This window comes from Streptomyces seoulensis (genome assembly GCF_004328625.1).
Classification (GTDB): Bacteria; Actinomycetota; Actinomycetes; order Streptomycetales; family Streptomycetaceae; genus Streptomyces; species Streptomyces seoulensis.
Genome location: NZ_CP032229.1, coordinates 3231155 through 3250261, shown reverse-complemented (window position 1 = coordinate 3250261; position 19107 = coordinate 3231155). Strand labels below are relative to the sequence as shown.

The following is a 19107-nucleotide window of genomic DNA, read 5'->3' as shown; positions in this document are numbered from 1 at the left end:
TCTTCGCCGGGAGTGTGCTCTCCCCGGCCAGAACGGGCACGGGGCCCGGACCCGTCAAGGGTACCGGGCACCCCATGATCGCCTCCCCACCATTGCCACCGGCCGCACCAGGGTGGCAGTAGTGGGGACGACCTTCTTAAAGTGGGGCAATGCGCACAGGTGAGCCACTGCCGTCCCTGGGGGATGTCCTCGTCTCCCTCGCCACGGGGCTCTGGCAGTGGGACACGGCCACGGAGCTGGTCACCGTGGACGCGGAGGCGGCGCGGCTGCTGGGACTGCCCGCCCGCCCCACCACCCTCACCGAGAACCAGGCCCGCGCCCGGATGCACCCCTCGGACTGGCACGAGATCACCGGGGTCATCCCGCTCGCCGTCGCCCGGGGCACACTCGCCGAGGTCCGCATCCGGGTGGTGGACGCGGAGGGCCGTACCGTCCGGGTGGTGCGCAGCCGCTCCAAGCCGGCCTACGACCGGGAACGGCGGGCGTACGAGCTGGTCGGCACCCTTCAGGAGGTCATCGAGCCGGCACCGGGCACGTCCTCGGCGCGCAGCGCGATCACCGGCGACTGGCGGCGCTCCCGCGAGGCGTTCCTGCTGGACGCGGGCCGCGCGCTAGCCGAGGCGCGGTCGACGGCGGAGGTGCTGCGGGTCGCGGCCACGCTGTCCATGCCGGGCTTCTCCCCGGACGGCCTCGCGGTGTTCGGCGTGGAGGGCGACCGGCTGACGATCATCGGCCACCACGGCTACCTCCCCGGCGACGACGGCCCCTTCACCCAGATGCCGCTGACCACGGACTATCCGGCCGCCGAGGTGGTCCGTACCGGCCAGGCCGTCTATCTGTCCACGCCCGCCGAGTACCGGGACCGCTATCCGACCACCTGGCCGCTGGCCGAGCGGTTCGGGCGCTGCTCGTGGGCGTTCCTGCCGCTGACGCTCGGCGGGCGGACCCGGGGCGCGTGGATGGCGGCGTTCAGCGACCGGGTGGCCTTCACCCCGGACGAGCGGGCGGTGCTGACCACGGTCGCCCGGATGCTGGCCCAGGCGCTGACGCGGGCGGGCGACGCGGAGACCCAGCGGGAGCTGTCCGAGGGGCTCCAGCGGTCGATGATGCCCTCGCTGCTGCCGGAGATCCCCGGCATGGGCGTGGCCGCGCGCTACATCCCGACCGGCGGCGGCCTCCAGGTGGGCGGCGACTGGTACGACATGATCCCGCTGCCCGGCGGGGACTCCTCGACCACCGCGCAGGGCGGCAGGTTCGCGCTGGTCATCGGGGACGTGCAGGGGCACGACGTACGGGCGGCGGGCCTGATGGGCCAGCTCCGGATCGCGCTGCGGGCGTACGCGGCCGAGGGGCACCGCCCGGACGCGGTGCTCTCCCGCGCCTCCCGCTTCCTGCACGGCATCACCCACGACGAGCACATGACCGACCTGCGCTTCGCGACCTGCCTGTACGCGGAGGCCGACCCGGCGACCGGCCGCCTGGAGGTGGCCCGCGCCGGGCACCCGGAGCCGGTGATCCGGCTGCCCGACGGCACGGTGGTGCTCCGGCCCACGGCGGGCGGGCTGCCGCTGGGCGTGGACCCGGACGGGGACTATCCGACGACCCGGTTCACGCTGGAGCCGGGCGAGACGATGATGCTGTGCACCGACGGCCTGATCGAGACCGGCGGCCACGACATGGAGAGCGGCTGGCGGCGCATCCGGACCATCCTGGAGGAGTTCGGCGCCAAGGAGGCGGAGCGCGAGACCGGACTGGAGGGGCTGGCGGACGCGCTGGTGCAGGGCGTGCACGGGCCCTCCTCGCACCACACCACCGGCCCGCTGACCGACCGCCGCGAGGACGACATCGCGGTGCTGCTGCTGTTCCGCTCCGGGGAGAGCTGGGGGCTCAGCAGCGGACCGGCGGCCACCGCCCGGACCCGCGTGCGCAGCACGCTGCTGTCGGTGGCGCAGGACGAGCCGGAGCGCATCGCGGAGGCCCGTCAGCATCTGCGCGAGCTGCTGCACGACTGGACCCCGGCCGAGCAGGTGGACTCGGCGGTGCTGCTGGTCTCCGAGATGATCACCAACGTGCTGGTGCACACCGACAACGACGCGCTGCTGCTCGCGGAGATCTTCGGCGAGCACGGCCGGCGCCGGCTGCGGGTCCAGGTCACCGACGGCGGCGACGACCTCCCGCACAAGCGCCGCCCTGGCGAACTGGCCTCCTCCGGGCGCGGCCTGATGCTCATCGAGATGCTCGCGGACGCCTGGGGGGTCGAGCCGCGCGGCGAGGGCAAGAGCATCTGGTTCGAACTGCACGAACGCCCCGAGGGGGACGAGGAGGACGGCGTCGTCTAGGACTGCTCGTGCGGGGTGCCGTAGCGCTCGCGGAGTTCCTGGACGACGCCGAAGACGGCCGCGGTCAGGGGGACGGCGAGGAGCATGCCGAGGATGCCCGCGACGGAGGCGCCCGCGGTGATCGTCAGCATCACCACCGCCGGGTGCATCTGCACGGTGCGGCTCTGGATGGCCGGCTGGAGTACGTGCCCCTCCAGCACCTGGACCGCGAGCACCACGCCGAGCGCCCAGAGCGCGATCACGAAACCCCGGTCCGCGAGGGCGACCAGGACGGCGACCGCGCCGGAGAGGAAGGCGCCGAGGTAGGGGATGTACGCGGCGACGAAGACGAGCGCGCCGAGGCCCACCGCGCCGGGTACGCGCAGGATCAGCAGGCCGACGGTGATGCAGACGGCGTCGATGAGCGCGATGATCGTCGTGCCGCGCATGAACCCCTCGACCGCCTCGAAGGCCCGGCGGGCCATGGCCTCCACCACGTCGGCGGTGCCGGCGGGGGCGAAGCCGCGCAGGGAGCGCAGGGCGCGGTGGGAGTCGCGCAGGAAGAAGAAGACCAGCAGCAGGGCGAGTACGGCGACGGCGATGGTCTCGCCGACCACGCTGACGCCGCTGATGACGTTGGAGACGGCCGTGCCGCCGAACTTGCCCAGCAGCTCGCGGGCGTTGCCGGCCAGGTCGTCCAGACCGGTGCCGGCGGCGCCGAAGTGCCGGGCGACGGCCTTGGCCGCCTCGCGCAGGGACGCCACGATCTCGTCGCCGGTGTCCACGAGGGCGGCGACCACGATGTAGACCGCGCCGCCGACGACCGCCACGACGGCCACGCAGGTCAGGGCGGCGGCCAGGCTGGCGTTCAGCTTCATCTTGAGCAGCCAGCGGTACAGCGGGCCCAGCAGGGCGGTGCCGAGGAGGGCCAGCAGTACGGGGGTGACGGCGGTACGCAGCTCTCCGCACAGCCGGATGCCGACCCAGCCGAGGGCTGCCGCCACAAGCAGCACGGCACACCAGGCGGCGAACCGGCGCACGGGTACGGGGAGAAGCTGCACGCTTCCAGCGGAGCACGCCGTGGGTTCGGGTGCCCTGGTGTGGCGGGCCGGGTGGGTGAGAGGCCGGCGTCCGCCCGCATCGCCCCCGACCGCGATCTTGTGCTGAGCCCGGTGCGACTGGTCTGATGCCGACGACCGTCGAGAGCTCCTGGGGCAGGAGCGAAAACCGGGAGTGTCCGATGGAGTGGGTGTCTCCGCTGTTCGCGATCGTCGGTGTGGTCATCGGCAGTGGCACCACTCTCGCCATGGAGCGCTCGCGCTGGAAGCGAGACCGGCATCGTGAGGCGGTTCAGGTCCAGCGTGAGGTGTTCGTCGCGTACCTCACGCACATGGGCCGCGCCCACGAGGGCATGAGGCTCGCGTCCGAGAGCTCCCACGCCTCACCGGAGGACCGGCGGCTCGCCGTTCTGAAAGCGTTCGCCGACGCCGACCTCTACGAGGTGCGCTTCCGGCTGACCATGCTCGCCCCCGACCGGGTGGTCGAGCTCGCCGTGCACGCCTTCCGGAAGTGCCGCGCCACTCGTGACCAGTTGGCGGCTGGGGCGCACATCCACGACGACGACTATCGGGAAACCCAGGTGGAGTACTACCGGGCCGTCCAGGCGACGTCGGACGCCATGCGACGGGAACTGGGGATACCCGAGCTGTCGTTCGTGCCCCTGGGCTTCGCGCCGGGAACGCGGCCTTCCGACCCGATCTGACCGGGCAGCCTGGGCCGCCCGGACGCCCCGCCGCCCGGGGGACTCCGTTGTCTGCCGGGCGGCGCGGTTCAGCGGGACCGGTGTCAGCCCTGCGGGCCCTTCTCCGTCATGCCGTGTACCGCCGGTACCGTGCCCAGGCGGCCCTTCTGGAAGTCCTCGAAGGCCTGCATGAGCTGGTCCTTGGTGTTCATGACGAACGGGCCGTAGTGGGCCATGGGCTCACGGATGGGCTGTCCGCCGAGGAGGACGACCTCGAGGTCCGGGGTGTGGGAGTCCTGCTTCTCGTCCGCGCGGACGGTCAGCGCGGACCCGGAGCCGAAGACCACGGTCTGCCCGGTGCGCACCGGACGGCGCTCCGCGCCGACGGACCCGCGCCCGGCGAGCACGTAGGCGAGGCCGTTGAAGTCCTCGCGCCACGGCAGGGTGATCTCGGCGCCCGGCGCCACCGTCGCGTGGATCATGGTGATCGGCGTGTGGGTGATGCCGGGACCCGCGTGCCCGTCCAGCTCACCGGCGATGACGCGCAGCAGCGCGCCGCCGTCGGGGGTGGTGAGCAGCTGGACGCTGCCGCCCCGGATGTCCTGGTAGCGGGGCGCCATCATCTTGTCCTTGGCGGGGAGGTTCACCCAGAGCTGGAGCCCGTGGAAGAGACCGCCCGACATGACGAGGTGCTCCGGCGGGGCCTCGATGTGCAGCAGGCCCGAGCCGGCGGTCATCCACTGGGTGTCGCCGTTGGTGATGGTGCCGCCACCGCCGTTGGAGTCCTGGTGGTCGAAGATCCCGTCGATGATGTAGGTGACGGTCTCGAAGCCGCGGTGCGGGTGCCAGGGGGTGCCCTTGGGCTCGCCCGGCGCGTACTCCACCTCACCCATCTGGTCCATCATGATGAACGGGTCGAGGTGGCGGTAGTTGATCCCGGCGAAGGCGCGGCGCACCGGGAACCCCTCGCCCTCGAAGCCGCTCGGCGCGGTCGTCACGGTGAGCACCGGACGCGACACGGCGTCGGCGGACGCGGTCACTCGGGGCAGCGTCAACGGGTTCTCGACGGTCACTGCAGGCATGGTCGGTACCTCCTTGTGGACCCAGTTTAGTTGAGCATTGAACTTTCTGCCAGCCACAACACAGGAGGCCCGGAGGTAATTCCCTCCGGGCCTCGACGAATCAGCGGGGCTAGCCGTACATCCGGCGCATCGCGAAGTCGACCATCTGCTCCACCGCCTTGGCGTCGAACACCATCCGGTGCTCGCCCTCCATGTCGACCACGAAGCCGTAGCCGGTGGGGAGCAGGTCGATCACCTCGGCGCCGGTGATCACGAAGTACTTGGACTCCTTGCCCGCGTACCGGCGCAGCTCCTTGAGCGAGGTGAACATCGGGATCACCGGCTGCTGGGTGTTGTGCAGGGCGAGGAAGCCGGGGGTGTCGCCGCGCGGGCAGTACACCTTGGACGTGGCGAAGACCTGCTGGAAGTCCTCGGCGGGCATCTGCCCGGTGGTGAAGGCGCGTACCGCGTCCGCCAGCGAGGGCGCGGACGGCTCCGGGTAGAGCGGCGGCTGCTGGCCGTACCCGCCGACACCACCCGGCTGCTGCTGCGGCGGCACGTAACTCTGCTGAGCGCCCGCGTTCTGGTCGTAGCCGTACATGGGCGCAAGAGTACCGAGCCCGCGCGGCGGGGTCAGGAGAGCGGTAGAGCCTTCTCACACCCGCCGGGGTTGCGTCTTATTACCGACGGGTAGCATCATCGTAGTCACTTGTTGGTACGTGATCAGCCGCGAGGAGTCAGTGCCTCGCCGAGTCCGTGATGGAGTCACCATGGGGCACTACAAGTCCAACCTCCGCGACATCGAGTTCAACCTCTTCGAGGTGCTGGGCCGCGAGAAGCTCTACGGCACCGGCCCGTTCGAGGAGATGGACACCGACACCGCGAAGTCCGTCCTCGCGGAGCTGACCCGTCTCTCGGAGAACGAGCTGGCGGAGTCCTTCGTGGACGCCGACCGCAACCCCCCGGTCTTCGACCCCGAGACCAACACCGCGCCGGTGCCCGCCTCCTTCAAGAAGAGCTACAAGTCCTTCATGGACTCGGAGTACTGGCGGCTCGGCCTGCCCGAGGAGATCGGCGGCACCAACACCCCGCCGTCCCTGATCTGGGCGTACGCGGAGCTGGTGCTCGGCGCCAACCCGGCCATCTGGATGTACTCCTCCGGCCCGGCGTTCGCGCGCATCCTCTTCGAGGAGGGCACCGAGGAGCAGAAGAACTGGGCGAAGATCGCGGTCGAGAAGACCTGGGGCTCCACCATGGTCCTCACCGAGCCGGACGCCGGTTCCGACGTGGGCGCCGGCCGCACCAAGGCCGTGCAGCAGGCGGACGGCTCCTGGCACATCGAGGGCGTGAAGCGCTTCATCACCTCCGGTGAGCACGACATGGAGGAGAACATCCTCCACTACGTCCTCGCCCGCCCCGAGGGTGCGGGACCCGGCACCAAGGGCCTCTCCCTCTTCCTCGTGCCGAAGTACCACTTCGACGGCGAGACCGGCGAGCTGGGGGCGCGCAACGGCGTCTACGCCACCAACGTCGAGCACAAGATGGGCCTCAAGGCGTCCAACACCTGCGAGATGACGTTCGGCGACCGCCACCCCGCCGTGGGCTGGCTGATCGGCGACAAGCACGACGGCATCCGCCAGATGTTCCGCATCATCGAGTTCGCCCGCATGATGGTCGGCACGAAGGCCATCTCGACCCTGTCGACCGGCTACCTCAACGCCCTTGAGTACGCCAAGGAGCGCGTCCAGGGCCCCGACCTCGCGAACTTCATGGACAAGAAGGCGCCGAAGGTCACCATCACCCACCACCCCGACGTGCGCCGCTCGCTGATGACGCAGAAGGCGTACGCGGAGGGCATGCGCGCCCTGGTGCTGCACACGGCGTCCGTCCAGGACACCATCGCGGTCAAGGAGGCGAACGGCGAGGACACCTCCGCCGAGCACGCGCTGAACGACCTGCTGCTGCCGATCGTGAAGGGCTACGGCTCCGAGAAGGGCTACGAGCAGCTCGCGCAGTCGCTCCAGACCTTCGGCGGCTCCGGGTTCCTCCAGGAGTACCCGATCGAGCAGTACATCCGCGACGCCAAGATCGACACCCTCTACGAGGGCACCACCGCGATCCAGGGCCAGGACTTCTTCTTCCGGAAGATCGTCCGCAACCAGGGCGCCGCGCTGAACGGTCTGGCCGAGGACATCAAGAAGTTCCTGGCGCTGGCCACCGGCGGCGAGGAGCTGGCGGGCGCCCGCGAGCACCTGGCCAAGGCGGCCGTGGAGCTGGAGGCGATCGTCGGCCTGATGCTGACCGACCTCGCCGCCACCGAGCAGGACGTCAAGAACATCTACAAGGTGGGCCTCAACACCACCCGCCTGCTGCTGGCCTCCGGTGACGTCATCGTCGGCTACCTGCTGCTGCGCGGTGCCGCGGTCGCCGCCGAGAAGCTGGAGACCGCGTCGGCGAAGGACAAGGCGTTCTACACCGGCAAGATCGCGGCGGCGAAGTTCTTCGCGGCCAACGTCCTGCCCGGCGTCACCCTGGCCCGCAAGATCTCGGCCGACGTCGACCTGGACCTGATGGAGCTGGACGAGGCCGCGTTCTAGTCCTCATCCCCACGTAAAGACCGCCGGCGCGGGCCCGCTTCCTCCTTCCGGAGAGCGGGCCCGCGCTCGTCGTTAAGGTAAACGCCATGAGCGCACCGTCCCGTTTCGACCGCGGCCACACCGACGACCTGATGGCCTTCCTGGCGGCGAGCCCGACGCCGTACCACGCCGTGGCGAACGTCGCCGCACGGCTGGCGGAGGCAGGCTTCACGCAGGTCACCGAGACCGAGGCGTGGGACACCCCCGCGGGTACCGGCAGCGGGGGACGGTACGTGCTGCGCGGCGGCGCGGTCATCGCCTGGTACGTCCCCGAGGGCGCCACCCCGCACACCCCGTTCCGGATCGCCGGCGCGCACACGGACTCCCCGAACCTGCGGGTCAAGCCCGAGCCGGACAGCGGCGCGCACGGCTGGCGCCAGGTCGCGGTGGAGATCTACGGCGGCCCGCTGATGAACTCCTGGCTCGACCGCGACCTCGGACTGGCCGGCCGGCTCACCCTGCGCGACGGCAGCTCGGTCCTGGTCGACATCGACCGCCCGCTGCTGCGGGTGCCCCAGCTCGCCATCCACCTGGACCGCTCGGTCTCGATGGACGGCCTCAAGCTCGACAAGCAGCGCCACCTCCAGCCCGTGTGGGGCCTCGGCAACGATGTCCACGAGGGCGACCTGATCGCGTTCCTGGAGGAGGAGGCCGGTCTTGAGGCCGGTTCGGTCGCGGGCTGGGACCTCATGACGTACCCCGTCGAGGCGCCCGCCTACCTGGGCCGGGACCGCGAGCTGGTCGCCGGGCCCCGGATGGACAACCTGCTCTCGGTGCACGCCGCCACGGCCGCGCTGATCGCCGCCGCCACGTCCGGGGAGACCCTGACGCACATCCCGGTACTGGCCGCCTTCGACCACGAGGAGAACGGCTCGCAGTCCGACACCGGCGCCGACGGCCCGCTGCTCGGCAGCGTGCTGGAGCGCTCGGTGTTCGCGCGCGGCGGCTCCTACGAGGACCGCGCCCGTGCCTTCGCGGGCACCGTCTGCCTCTCCTCCGACACCGGGCACGCCGTGCACCCCAACTACGCGGAGCGGCACGACCCCACGCACCACCCGCGGATCAACGGCGGCCCGATCCTCAAGGTGAACGTCAACAACCGCTATGCCACGGACGGTTCGGGCCGGGCGGTGTTCGCCGCCGCGTGCGAGCGGGCCGGGGTGCCGTTCCAGACGTTCGTCTCGAACAACTCGATGCCCTGCGGCACCACCATCGGCCCCATCACCGCCGCCCGCCACGGCATCAGCACGGTGGACATCGGTGTCGCCATCCTCTCCATGCACAGCGCCCGCGAACTCTGCGGCGCCGAGGACCCGTTCCTCCTCGCCGAGGCCCTGACGGCCTTTCTGGAGGGCTAGTCGACAACCCGGTCGGGCGGCTAACCGGGCGGATGGGGGGTACCCGCCGAACGGGACCGGAGATTCCGGAACCTAGTAGGGAGGCAGGGCCTCATGGGCATCGGCGGATGCATCATCCTGATAGCCGTGGGAGCGATCCTCACATTTGCCACCGACTGGCACATGAACGGCGTCAACCTCGACCTGGTCGGCATCATCTTCATGGCCGCCGGTCTGATCGGCCTGGTGACCTTCAGCGGCATCGCCCGGCGCCGCCGCGTGGTGGTCCCGCCCACCCGGGTGGTGGAGGAGGAGCGGCACACGCCGCGCGACGGCTACTCGGACGGCTACGGCGCCTGATTCAGCGCGCGTCGCCCGCACCCTCGTCCAGGCCCGCCAGCACCAGCGGCAGGCGGTCCGCCGCGCCCTCAACGAGGCGCACCGGGACGCCCCAGTCCTGCTGGTGGACGTGGCAGGCCGGGTACTCTCCCCCAGTCTTCGACCGGGAGGTGCCCCCAGCGGGGTCGTCGCAGGAGGCGGCCATCGCGGAGACGTGCAGCACGCCCTCGGTGACGGACGGGTCCAGCTCCAGCTCCCGGCTCAGGTCGCTGTCCGCGCCCTCGCCCTTGAGCAGCAGCTCGGGCGGGGTCGCGGAGACCAGCAGCCGGGTCGAGGGGCCGTAGCGGGTGTCCAGCTTCTGGCCCGCCGGGGCCTGGAAGATCACGTCCAGCCGCAGCCTGCCGGGGGCCACCTCGGTGGCCGCGCGCTGGGTGCGGTGGGCGACCGCCTCCACGCGGACCGCCTCCTCGGGCAGCCGCAGCCGGGTCAGCCGGTGCCCGGCGGACTCCACGACCACGATGTCGTCGCCGACGAGCACCGCGTCGCTCGGCTCGCGCAGATCGGTGGCGAGCGTGGTGACCTCGCCGGTGGCGGGGTCGTAGCGGCGCAGCGCGTGGTTGTAGGTGTCGGCCACGGCGACCGAGCCGTCCGGCAGCGCGGTGACGCCCAGCGGGTGCTGGAGCAGGGCCTGCCCGGCCTCGCCGTCCCGGTGGCCGAAGTCGAACAGACCGGTGCCGACGGCGGTGTGCACGGCGCCGTCCCGGTCCACCCAGCGCAGCGCGGAGGTCTCGGAGTCCGCGAGCCACAGCCGCTCCTCCGTCGCCGCGAGCCCGGAGGGCTGCGCGAACCACGCCTCGGCGCCGGGCCCGTCCACCAGACCCTCGTTGGTGGTGCCGGCCGCGACCTCGACGGTCCCCGCCTCCGGGTCGTACGTCCAGAGCTGGTGCACGCCCGCCATGGCGATCCACACCTTGCCGCCGAAGAGGGCCACGTCCCACGGTGAGGACAGCGCGACCTCACGGGCCGGGCCGGAGGTGGGGGCGCCCTGCATCCACTGCCTGCCGGTGCCGGCCAGGGTGGTGACCGCGCCGGAGGCGAGGTCCAGGCGGCGCAGGGCGTGGTTCACGGTGTCGGCGACGACCACGGAGCCGTCGTCCAGCAGCGCGAGACCCTGCGGCTCGTTGAAGGACGCCGCGTCGGCGGAGCCGTCCGTGAAGCCTCGCTCACCGGAGCCGATCCGGCGCACCACGGACTCGCCGTCCTCGGCCAGCTCGACCAGCTGGTGCCGGGTGGTGTCGCTGACCAGGAAGTTCCCCGAGGGCAGCAGCAGCGCCTTGCCGGGGAAGCGCAGCACGGTCGGCTCCGGCTCCGGCGCCACATAGGGGCCGTCGCCCCGGCGCAGGGTGCCCTTGGCCTCGTGCTCGGCCTCCAGCTCCTCGACCAGCCGCTCGATGGCGTGCACATGCCCCTCACCGGCGTGCTGGGCGACCACGTACCCCTCCGGGTCGATCACCACCAGCGTCGGCCAGGCGCGTACCGCGTACTGCTTCCAGGTGGCCAGCTCCGGGTCGTCCAGCACGGGGTGCTCCACGCCGTACCGCTCGACCGCGTCCACGACCGACTGGTGCTCGGCCTCGTGCACGAACTTCGGGGAGTGCACGCCGACGACGACCACGGTGTCCCGGTGCCGCTCCTCCAGCTCCCGCAGCTCGTCCAGGACGTGCAGGCAGTTGATGCAGCAGAACGTCCAGAAGTCGAGGATGACGATGCGTCCTCGCAGGTCGGCCAGGGTGTACTGCTGATCGCCTGTGTTCAGCCAGCCGCCCTTGCCGACCAGCTCGGGGGCTCGGACACGGACACGTCGAGAAGCGGAGTCGTTCATGCTTCAAGGGTGCCACCAGGACGGGCGGGGCTCAGTCCAGGGTGTGTCCGGTGGTGGCGTCCACATGGTCCGGGATCTCTTCGTGTCGGTCGCCCATACTCAGGGTGCCGGTGGGTTCCAGCATCAGGATCTCGGTGGGCACCGGGGCGTACGGCTTGTGCTCGGTGCCGCGCGGGACGGTGAAGACCGAGCCCTGGCGCAGGACGACCGTGCGCTCACCGGCCGGCTCGCGCAGGGCGATGTGGAGTTCGCCGGTCAGGACGAGGAAGAACTCGTCGGTGTCGTCGTGCGCGTGCCAGAGGTGCTCGCCCTCGACCTTGGCCACGCGCACGTCGTAGTCGTTGACCGACGCGACGACGCGGGGGCTCCAGCGGTCGCTGAAGGAGGCGAGGACGTCGGGGAGGGAGCGGGGCTGTTCGGTTGCCATGTGCTCATCGTGGGGTGTGTGCGCGGACCACACGAGTGCTAGGAATCGCATATGGCGCAAGAATCCTCGCAGGTGCCGCGCACCCATCGGGTCGCCGTGCTGGTGGACGCCGGCACCAACCCGTTCGAGGTGGGTGTCGCCACCGAGCTGTTCGGCCTGCCCCGCCCCGAACTGGGCCTTCCCGTCCCGCTGTACGAGGTCACGGTGTGCGCGCCGACCCACGAGGTGCGGATGAACCACGGCTTCCTGACCCTGACCGACCTGGCCGGGCTGGACGCGGTGGACGGCGCGGACACCCTGATCGTGCCCGGCCGGCCGGACAACGTGGTCCCGCGCGAGGCCGCCGTACGGGACGCGATCCGGCGCGCGCACGCGCGGGGCACCCGGATCGTCAGCTTCTGCACCGGCACCTTCGCGCTCGCCGAGGCCGGGCTGCTCGACGGGCGCCGGGCCGCCACCCACTGGCGGTGGGCCGAGACCTTCCGGCGGCTGCACCCCGAGGTGCTGCTGGAGCCGGACGTGCTCTTCGTCGACGACGGGGACGTGCTCTCCGCCTCCGGCAGCGCGGCCGCGCTCGACCTCGGGCTGTACCTCTGGCGGCGCGATCACGGCGCCGAGATCGCGGGCGCGGTCTCCCGGCGCCTGGTCTTCGCCGCACACCGGGACGGCGGACAGCGGCAGTTCGTGGAGCGCCCGCTGCCCGAGGTGCCCGACGTCTCGCTCGGCCCGCTGCTCGCCTGGGCGCAGGAACGGCTCGGCGAACCGCTCACCGTGGCCGACCTCGCCGCCCGCGCGGCCGTCTCCCCCGCCACCCTGCACCGCCGGTTCCGCGACCGCCTCGGCACCACCCCGCTGGCCTGGCTCACCGGTGAACGGGTGGCGCTGGCCTGCCGGCTGATCGAGCGTGGGGAGACCCGGCTCGACGTGGTCGCCGCCCGCTCGGGACTGGGCACCGCGGCCAACCTGCGGGCACGGCTGCGCCGGGAGACCGGACTGAGCCCGTCCGCCTACCGGAAGCGGTTCGGGCCCGCCGCGCGGTGAGGAACGCCTCGCGCCGGGGAAGCGCTTCAGACATGAGACTCCTCGTGCGCGACCGGCTGCTGGGCATCGGCGACGACTACTGGATCGAGGACGAGAACGGCCGCAAGGTCTTCCTCGTCGACGGCAAGGCCATGCGGCTGCGGGACACCTTCGAGCTGAAGGACACCGCGGGCAACGTCCTCATCGACATCCACCAGAAGATGTTCGCCCTGCGCGACACCATGGTGATCCAGCGGGACGGCGAGGACCTCGCCACCATCCGCCGCAAGCGGCTCTCCCTGCTGCGCAACCACTACCGCGTCGATCTGGTCGACGGCACCGAACTCGACATCAGCGGCAAGATCCTGGACCGCGAGTTCGCCATCGAGTACCAGGGCGAACTCCTCGCGGTGATCTCCCGCCGCTGGCTCACCGTCCGCGACACCTACACGGTCGACGTCGTACGGGAGGACGCCGACCCGGCGCTGCTCATCGCGGTGGCGGTGTGCGTGATCCACCTGGCGGAGAAGGAGCGGGAGGACGACTGAGGGCTGCGGCGGGGGCTCAGCGGCTGAGGCTCAGCGGCGGGGCGCTTCCAGGCCGAGGACGCGGTCCTTCAGCGCGGGGAACTGCTCACGGGTCGCCGGGACCTTCGCCGGGTCGAACTCCACCCGGAGCACCTCCTCGTCCGGTCCCGCCTCGGCCAGCACCTCGCCCCACGGGTCCACCACGATCGAGTGACCCGCCTGGGGAACTCCGGCGTGCGTACCGGCCGTTCCACAGGCGAGGACGTATGCCTGGTTCTCCACCGCCCGCGCCTGCGCCAGCAGCGTCCAGTGGGCGCGGCGGCGCTCGGGCCAGCCCGCGGAGACGACGAGGGTCTCGGCGCCGGCGTCGGTGAGGGTGCGGAAGAGTTCCGGGAAGCGCAGGTCGTAGCAGGTGGCGAGGCCGACGGTGGTCTCCGGCAGGGCGAGGGTGACGGGTTCGCTCCCGGCGCCCATCAGCACGGCCTCGCCCTGGTCGAAGCCGAACCGGTGGATCTTCCGGTAGGAGGCGGCGAGTTCACCGGAGGGGGCGAAGACGAGCGCGGTGTTGTAGAGGGTGCCGTCGGGGTCCCGCTCCGGGATCGACCCGGCGTGCAGCCAGACGCCCGCGTCCTTGGCCGCCCGGGCCATCACCTCGTGGGTGGGGCCGTCCAGCGGCTCGGCCTCGGTGGCGAACGTGTCGTAGGCGAACGCCCCGGTGGTCCACAGCTCGGGCAGCACCACAAGGCCGGCGTCCGCCTCGCCGCGTACGAGGTCCGCCGCGCGCAGGCGCCGTCCGGCCACGGATTCGCTCTCGTCCACACGGATCTGGATCAGCGAGGCGCGCACACTACCACCGTCCTGGCATTCGAGTCGTTCCCACGGGCCTACGATCGTCACACGAAAGCACTGCCGGGGGGTATCGGAGCAGCGTAACTTGGGGGTCCCCCCTGCTCGCGCATGCCGAGAGCGTGGGGGTCATACGACACCCGCCCAGTGCAGCCGCCGATTCTGCCCGTGTACCGACCGCCGAGGGGTCCTGTTCCGTGAGTCTGCATCCCACCCTCCAGCCCTACGCCGACGCCTGGAACCACTCGATCGACGCGATATCCGAGCTGGTGAACCCGCTGGCCGAGGCCGAGTGGAACCGGCGTACGCCGTGCCCCGGGTGGTCGGTGCGGGACGTGGTCTCCCATGTCATCGGGCTGGACTGCGAGATGCTCGGCGACCCCCGGCCGATCCACACGCTGCCCCGCGACCTCTTCCACGTCACCAACGAGGCGCAGCGGTACATGGAGATGCAGGTCGACGTGCGCCGCCACCACACGGCGCCGGAGATGACGTCGGAGCTGGAGTACACGGTCATCCGGCGCAACCGGCAGATCCGCAACGAGTCCCGGCAGCCCGACACGGTGGTCCGGGGGCCGATGGGCAAGGAGATCACCCTCGAACTCGCCATGCGGATGCGGGCGTTCGACGTCTGGGTGCACGAGCAGGATCTGCGTACCGCCCTCGGGCGTCCGGGCAACCTCGACTCGCCCGGCGCGCTGGTCACCCGCGACCTGCTGCTGGCCGGGCTGCCCAAGGTGGTCGCCAAGGAGGCCGAGGCGCCGCGCAGTTCGGCGATCGTCTTCGACGTGCACGGCCCGGTGGAGTTCCTGCGCACGATCCGCGTCGACATCCAGGGCAGGGGCACGCTGGAGACGGCGCCCGCGCTCGGGCCCGCCGCGAGCTTCAGCCTCGACTGGGAGACGTACTTCCGGCTGGCCTGCGGGCGGATCAGCGCGGAGAAGGCGGGCGACAGCATCAAGGCCGAGGGCGATCCGGAACTGACGGCGGCGATCCTGCGGAACTTCGCGGTCACGCCGTGACCCTCTGATCGGGTGCCGGGTCCGGTTGATCGGGTGCCGGGGCCCGGGTTGATCGGGTGCCCGGGGGTCCGGGTTAACGGGGTGCCAGGGTGTCCGGGACGCCGTTACCGTCCCCGCCATGACCACCCACACCCGCCTCACCTTCCACGGCCCGCTCTCCTCCGCCCGCGCCGACGCGATCGTCGGCCGCCTCTCCGCGAACCGCCCCCGCACCGTCCTCGACATCGGCTGCGGCTGGGGCGAGCTGCTGCTCCGGGTACTGGAGGCGGTCCCGGAGGCGCGGGGCACGGGCATCGATCTGGACGAGTCCGACCTCGCCCGGGGGCGCCGGGCGGCGGAGGAGCGGGGCCTGGCGGGACGGGCCGGCTTCCTGGCCGAGTCCGCCCGCGACACCGCCCACGGCCCCGCCGACCTCGTCCTGTGCGTGGGCGCCAGCCAGTCCCTGTCCGACGCCGACTGCCCCACGGCGGAAGCCCTGCGCTCGCTGCGGGGGCTGGTGGCCGACGGGGGCCGGGTGCTGCTGGGCGAGGGCATCTGGGAACGGACGCCCACCTCCGCCGAGCTGGCGGGCATGTGGCCCGGCGCCGCGACCTCCGACCACCTCACCCTCCCCGCCCTCCTCGACCTCGCCGTCGCGTCGGGCTTCCGCCCGGAATGGACGGAGACGGCAACTCTCCCGGAGTGGGACCACTTCGAATCGGCCTACCAGGCCGACCAGGAGGTCTGGCTCGCCGCCCACCCGGACGCGACCGAGGTCCGCGACCGCCTCGACCGCCACCGCGCCCAGTGGATGAGCTACCGGGGCATCCTGGGGATGGCGTACCTGACGCTGGTCCCGGTCCAGCGTTGAGAGTCGGCTACGCCGCCGGTACGTGCACCGTTTCCACCCGGCTCGCCACCAGTCGTTCCCGTTCGCGGCGGGCCGCTCGGGTGCGGAGGCGGAGGATCTGGGTGAGACCGAGGGCCTGGAGGACGAAGACGGCGCAGAAGGCGACGGAGTAGTCGTCGCCGGTGGCGTCGAGGAGGACGCCGATGGCGAAGAGGGTGGTCATGGAGGCGATGAAACCGCCCATGTTGGTGATGCCGGAGGCGGTGCCCTGACGCTCGGGCGGGTTCGCGGGGCGGGCGAAGTCGAAGCCGAGCATGGAGGCGGGGCCGCAGGCGCCGAGCACCACGCAGAGCGCCAGCAGCAGCGGCATCGGCGCGTGCGCGCCCGGCCAGGCGAGGGTCAGCGCCCACATGACGGCCGTCGCGGCGACCGTACCGAGCGCCAGCGGGAGCCGGGCCGCGTGGTGCCGGGCGACGACCTGGCCGTAGACCAGCCCGACCACCATGTTGGAGAGCACCACCAGGGTGAGCAGCTCACCAGCGGTGGCCCGGCTGAGCCCCTGCGCCTGCACCAGGAACGGCAGCCCCCACAGCAGCAGGAAGACCATCGCCGGGAACTGGGTGGTGAAGTGCACCCACATCCCCAGCCGGGTACCGGGCTCCCGCCACGCCTCCGCGATCTGCCGGCGCACATACGCGGCGCCCTGGTGCGGGAAGGGCTCCGGCTCGAACCCCTCGGGGTGGTCCCTGAGGAACAGCAGGGTCAGCACCAGCACCACCACGCCCGCGACCGCGCTGCCCGCGAACGCCGGGGTCCAGCCGAGCCCGTGCAGCAGCCGGGCCAGCACCAGGGTGGAGACGAGGTTGCCCGCCATGCCGACCAGCCCGGCGAGCTGCGCGACGAACGGCCCGCGCCGGGCCGGGAACCACCGGGTGCCGAGCCGCAGCACACTGATGAAGGTCATCGCGTCCCCGCAGCCCAGCAGCGCGCGGGAGGCGAGGGCGGTGCCGTACGAAGGGGAGAAGGCGAAGCCGAGCTGTCCGGCCGTGAACAGCACCGCGCCCAGGCACAGCACCTTCTTCGTGCCGAGCCGGTCGACCAGCAGGCCGACGGGTATCTGCATGCCCGCGTACACGAGCAGTTGGAGGATCGAGAACGTGGACAGCGCGGAGGCGTTCACATGGAAGCGGTCCGCCGCGTCCAGGCCGGCCACACCGAGCGAGGTGCGGAAGATGACGGCGACGAAGTAGACCGCGACGCCTATGGACCACACGGCGACGGCCCGGCGGCCGCCCGGAGGGTCACCCGGCAGGGTGGTCGTGGCCCGGCTCATCGGACCTCCCCGCGCGCCAGCCCGGAGAACCAGTCGACATGCCGGTGCACCAGCCCGACCGCCGCCTCCGCGTCCCCGGCGCGCAGCGCGTCGAGGATCTCGGCGTGCTCGGTGAGGGTCTTGGCGATCCGGTCGGGGTGCGAGTGCATCACGGCGACGCCCATCCGCAGCTGGCGGTCGCGGAGCTGGTCGTAGAGGCGGGAGAGGATCTCGTTGCCGCCGCTGCGCACGATCTCGGCGTGGAAGCAGCGGTCGGTGACGGCGGCGGCGGCGAAGTCGCCCGCCGCGGCCTGCTCCCGCTGCCGCTGGAGCAGCTCGGCGAGCCGGTCCAGCAGGGCGGGCGGCGCGGGGACCGCCTTGCGGGCGGCGTGCTCCTCGACCAGCAGCCGGGTCTCCACCACGTCGGCGATCTCCTGCGCGGAGACCGGCAGCACCAGCGCGCCCTTCTTCGGGTACAGCCGGATCAGCCCCTCGGCCTCCAGCCGCAGCAGCGCCTCGCGGACGGGGGTACGGGACACCCCGACCGCCTCGGCCAGCTCGCCCTCGGTGAGGAGGGTGCCACCCTCGTACCGGCGGTCGAGGACGCCCTGCTTGACGTGGGTGTAGACGCGGTCGGCGGCGGGTGGCTGCCTGGTGGCCGTTTGCATGCCCACAGGATAGATACAACAGCCGGGGGCGGGACAACGCGGTCCAGCATGCGGACCCGGGTGAGGGGGCGTCAGGGGAGCGCCGGAAATTTCCTCGCGCGGGAGTGCAACCATGGGGGCCGTTCACATGTCACACAGGTGCGGCTCTCCTTTCAGGGCACCTCAACCAGGCCGCATTCCCAGGGCATTTCAGACAATCGAGGTATTCCGCTTTGATTACCGGCATCAAGGGCTCCTCCCTCCGCAGGGCCGCCGCCGTCGCCGTCGCGTCCGGCGCGCTGCTCACCACCAGTGCCCTCACCGCAGCGCCCGCGCAGGCCGCCTCCGCGCCTTCGATCGTGGCCGCGGGCGGCTACGTGATGAACAACTCCACCGGCGCCTCGCTGTACACCAAGGCCGCGGACACCCGACGCTCCACGGGCTCGACCACCAAGATCATGACCGCGAAGGTCGTGCTGGCGCAGCCGAACCTGAACCTGGACGCCAAGGTCACCATCCCCAAGGGCGCCAGCGACTACATCGTCGCCAACAACGCGTCCTCGGCCGGCCTGATCGTCGGCGACAAGGTCACCGTCCGCCAGCTCCTGTACGGGCTGATGCTGCCGTCCGGCTGCGACGCCGCGTACGTCCTCGCGGACAAGTACGGCTCGGGCAGCACGCACACCGCGCGCGTGAACTCCTTCCTCGGCAAGATGAACTCCGCCGCGAAGGCCCTCAACCTGAAGAACACGCACTTCGACTCCTTCGACGGCATCGGCAAGGGCTCGAACTACTCGACCCCGCGCGACCTGACGAAGATCGCCAGCAGCGCGATGAAGAGCGCCAACTTCCGCGCGATCGTCAAGACCAAGTCGTACACGGCGAAGACGGTCACCAAGACCGGCAGCACGCGCACGATGAAGGCGTGGACCAACACCAACACGCTGCTGAGCAGCTACAGCGGCACCATCGGCGTCAAGACCGGCTCCGGCCCCGAGGCCAAGTACTGCCTCGTCTTCGCCGCCACCCGCAACGGCAAGACGGTCATCGGCACGGTCCTCGCGTCGTCCTCCGTCCCCCAGCGCGGCACGGACGCCACGAAGCTCCTGAACTACGGCTTCACGAAGTAATTCACAGCACGCAAAAGGCCCGCCCCCACGGAT

At 71.5% G+C, this 19107-nt stretch carries 18 protein-coding genes; 10 read left to right on the top strand and 8 right to left on the bottom strand.

Translation table 11 applies throughout. The features are described 5' to 3' along the window. Positions 1-149 precede the first annotated feature (149 nt). Positions 150-2339 (top strand): ATP-binding SpoIIE family protein phosphatase, encoded by a 2190-nt coding sequence (locus D0Z67_RS15110; protein ID WP_031178982.1) that lies wholly within the window; start codon positions 150-152, stop codon positions 2337-2339. On the opposite strand, the gene D0Z67_RS15105 is transcribed toward D0Z67_RS15110, so the two are convergent. After that, entirely contained in the window at positions 2336-3379 is a 1044-nt protein-coding gene (locus D0Z67_RS15105; protein ID WP_031178983.1) for an AI-2E family transporter, read from the bottom strand. The two genes, D0Z67_RS15110 and D0Z67_RS15105, sit on opposite strands and share 4 nt — an antisense overlap. Positions 3380-3504: 125 nt before the next feature. Between D0Z67_RS15105 and D0Z67_RS15100 the strand changes: the two genes are divergently transcribed. Further along, positions 3505-4080: a hypothetical protein gene (locus tag D0Z67_RS15100; protein ID WP_131589650.1), complete on the top strand. Its 576-nt coding sequence runs from the start codon at positions 3505-3507 to the stop codon at positions 4078-4080. An 83-nt stretch (positions 4081-4163) separates the two neighbouring features. Here D0Z67_RS15100 and D0Z67_RS15095 read toward each other — a convergent pair whose 3' ends face one another. Together D0Z67_RS15095 and D0Z67_RS15090 are read right to left on the bottom strand one after the other, a co-directional pair. Next, positions 4164-5141 carry a pirin family protein gene (locus D0Z67_RS15095; protein ID WP_031178985.1) on the bottom strand — a complete coding sequence of 326 codons (978 nt, stop codon included), beginning with the start codon at positions 5139-5141 and terminating at the stop codon, positions 4164-4166. A 109-nt stretch (positions 5142-5250) separates the two neighbouring features. Then, on the bottom strand, positions 5251-5721 hold the full coding sequence (locus D0Z67_RS15090; RefSeq protein WP_031178986.1) for an SseB family protein: 471 nt from the start codon (positions 5719-5721) through the stop codon (positions 5251-5253). Between the two features lie 169 nt (positions 5722-5890). Between D0Z67_RS15090 and D0Z67_RS15085 the strand changes: the two genes are divergently transcribed. The 3 genes from D0Z67_RS15085 (at position 5891) to D0Z67_RS15075 (ending at position 9453) form a co-directional block, all read left to right on the top strand. Continuing rightward, positions 5891-7717: an acyl-CoA dehydrogenase gene (locus D0Z67_RS15085; protein WP_031178987.1), complete on the top strand. Its 1827-nt coding sequence runs from the start codon at positions 5891-5893 to the stop codon at positions 7715-7717. A gap of 86 nt (positions 7718-7803) precedes the next feature. Continuing rightward, a complete protein-coding gene (locus D0Z67_RS15080; RefSeq protein ID WP_031178988.1) occupies positions 7804-9114 on the top strand; it encodes a M18 family aminopeptidase in 1311 nt (436 codons plus the stop codon). Positions 9115-9207: 93 nt separating this feature from the next. Continuing rightward, positions 9208-9453: a DUF6458 family protein gene (locus D0Z67_RS15075; protein WP_031178989.1), complete on the top strand. Its 246-nt coding sequence runs from the start codon at positions 9208-9210 to the stop codon at positions 9451-9453. A 1-nt stretch (position 9454) separates the two neighbouring features. Here the strand turns inward: D0Z67_RS15075 and D0Z67_RS15070 are convergent, their stop codons facing one another. Continuing rightward, positions 9455-11314 carry a thioredoxin-like domain-containing protein gene (locus D0Z67_RS15070; RefSeq protein WP_031178990.1) on the bottom strand — a complete coding sequence of 620 codons (1860 nt, stop codon included), beginning with the start codon at positions 11312-11314 and terminating at the stop codon, positions 9455-9457. A 31-nt stretch (positions 11315-11345) separates the two neighbouring features. After that, on the bottom strand, positions 11346-11741 hold the full coding sequence (locus D0Z67_RS15065) for a cupin domain-containing protein (protein ID WP_031178991.1): 396 nt from the start codon (positions 11739-11741) through the stop codon (positions 11346-11348). A gap of 51 nt (positions 11742-11792) precedes the next feature. Between D0Z67_RS15065 and D0Z67_RS15060 the strand changes: the two genes are divergently transcribed. Further along, positions 11793-12782, top strand: a complete 990-nt coding sequence (locus tag D0Z67_RS15060) for a helix-turn-helix domain-containing protein (RefSeq protein WP_031178992.1) — start codon at positions 11793-11795, stop codon at positions 12780-12782. 32 nt (positions 12783-12814) lie between these two features. Then, positions 12815-13309, top strand: coding sequence for an LURP-one-related/scramblase family protein (locus D0Z67_RS15055; protein ID WP_031178993.1), 495 nt, complete (start codon positions 12815-12817; stop codon positions 13307-13309). A gap of 30 nt (positions 13310-13339) precedes the next feature. On the opposite strand, the gene D0Z67_RS15050 is transcribed toward D0Z67_RS15055, so the two are convergent. After that, positions 13340-14134, bottom strand: coding sequence for a carbon-nitrogen family hydrolase (locus tag D0Z67_RS15050; protein ID WP_031178994.1), 795 nt, complete (start codon positions 14132-14134; stop codon positions 13340-13342). Positions 14135-14331: 197 nt separating this feature from the next. Between D0Z67_RS15050 and D0Z67_RS15045 the strand changes: the two genes are divergently transcribed. Further along, entirely contained in the window at positions 14332-15156 is an 825-nt protein-coding gene (locus tag D0Z67_RS15045; RefSeq protein ID WP_031178995.1) for a maleylpyruvate isomerase family mycothiol-dependent enzyme, read from the top strand. Positions 15157-15274: 118 nt separating this feature from the next. Next, the gene (locus D0Z67_RS15040) at positions 15275-16006 is read left to right on the top strand and encodes an SAM-dependent methyltransferase (RefSeq protein ID WP_031178996.1); all 732 of its coding nucleotides are present in this window, start codon (positions 15275-15277) and stop codon (positions 16004-16006) included. A 7-nt stretch (positions 16007-16013) separates the two neighbouring features. Here D0Z67_RS15040 and D0Z67_RS15035 read toward each other — a convergent pair whose 3' ends face one another. Both D0Z67_RS15035 and D0Z67_RS15030 read right to left on the bottom strand, forming a co-directional pair. Then, the gene (locus tag D0Z67_RS15035) at positions 16014-17318 is read right to left on the bottom strand and encodes an MFS transporter (protein ID WP_031178997.1); all 1305 of its coding nucleotides are present in this window, start codon (positions 17316-17318) and stop codon (positions 16014-16016) included. After that, complete coding sequence (locus D0Z67_RS15030) at positions 17315-17965, bottom strand: GntR family transcriptional regulator (protein WP_031178998.1); 651 nt, start codon at positions 17963-17965, stop codon at positions 17315-17317. The genes D0Z67_RS15035 and D0Z67_RS15030 overlap by 4 nt, the downstream gene beginning before the upstream one ends. 212 nt (positions 17966-18177) lie before the next feature. On the opposite strand from D0Z67_RS15030, the gene D0Z67_RS15025 reads away from it, so the two are divergent. Further along, positions 18178-19074, top strand: a complete 897-nt coding sequence (locus D0Z67_RS15025; RefSeq protein WP_031178999.1) for a D-alanyl-D-alanine carboxypeptidase family protein — start codon at positions 18178-18180, stop codon at positions 19072-19074. Positions 19075-19107 lie beyond the last annotated feature (33 nt).

Coding starts and splice junctions, on each gene's coding strand:
- D0Z67_RS15070 (WP_031178990.1), bottom strand. CDS start 11,314: ATGAACGACTCCGCTTCTCGACGTGTCCGTGTCCGAGCCCCCGAGCTG.
- D0Z67_RS15085 (WP_031178987.1), top strand. CDS start 5,891: ATGGGGCACTACAAGTCCAACCTCCGCGACATCGAGTTCAACCTCTTC.
- D0Z67_RS15055 (WP_031178993.1), top strand. CDS start 12,815: ATGAGACTCCTCGTGCGCGACCGGCTGCTGGGCATCGGCGACGACTAC.
- D0Z67_RS15090 (WP_031178986.1), bottom strand. CDS start 5,721: ATGTACGGCTACGACCAGAACGCGGGCGCTCAGCAGAGTTACGTGCCG.
- D0Z67_RS15065 (WP_031178991.1), bottom strand. CDS start 11,741: ATGGCAACCGAACAGCCCCGCTCCCTCCCCGACGTCCTCGCCTCCTTC.
- D0Z67_RS15100 (WP_131589650.1), top strand. CDS start 3,505: ATGCCGACGACCGTCGAGAGCTCCTGGGGCAGGAGCGAAAACCGGGAG.
- D0Z67_RS15075 (WP_031178989.1), top strand. CDS start 9,208: ATGGGCATCGGCGGATGCATCATCCTGATAGCCGTGGGAGCGATCCTC.
- D0Z67_RS15110 (WP_031178982.1), top strand. CDS start 150: ATGCGCACAGGTGAGCCACTGCCGTCCCTGGGGGATGTCCTCGTCTCC.
- D0Z67_RS15040 (WP_031178996.1), top strand. CDS start 15,275: ATGACCACCCACACCCGCCTCACCTTCCACGGCCCGCTCTCCTCCGCC.
- D0Z67_RS15035 (WP_031178997.1), bottom strand. CDS start 17,318: ATGAGCCGGGCCACGACCACCCTGCCGGGTGACCCTCCGGGCGGCCGC.
- D0Z67_RS15060 (WP_031178992.1), top strand. CDS start 11,793: ATGGCGCAAGAATCCTCGCAGGTGCCGCGCACCCATCGGGTCGCCGTG.
- D0Z67_RS15095 (WP_031178985.1), bottom strand. CDS start 5,141: ATGCCTGCAGTGACCGTCGAGAACCCGTTGACGCTGCCCCGAGTGACC.
- D0Z67_RS15030 (WP_031178998.1), bottom strand. CDS start 17,965: ATGCAAACGGCCACCAGGCAGCCACCCGCCGCCGACCGCGTCTACACC.
- D0Z67_RS15080 (WP_031178988.1), top strand. CDS start 7,804: ATGAGCGCACCGTCCCGTTTCGACCGCGGCCACACCGACGACCTGATG.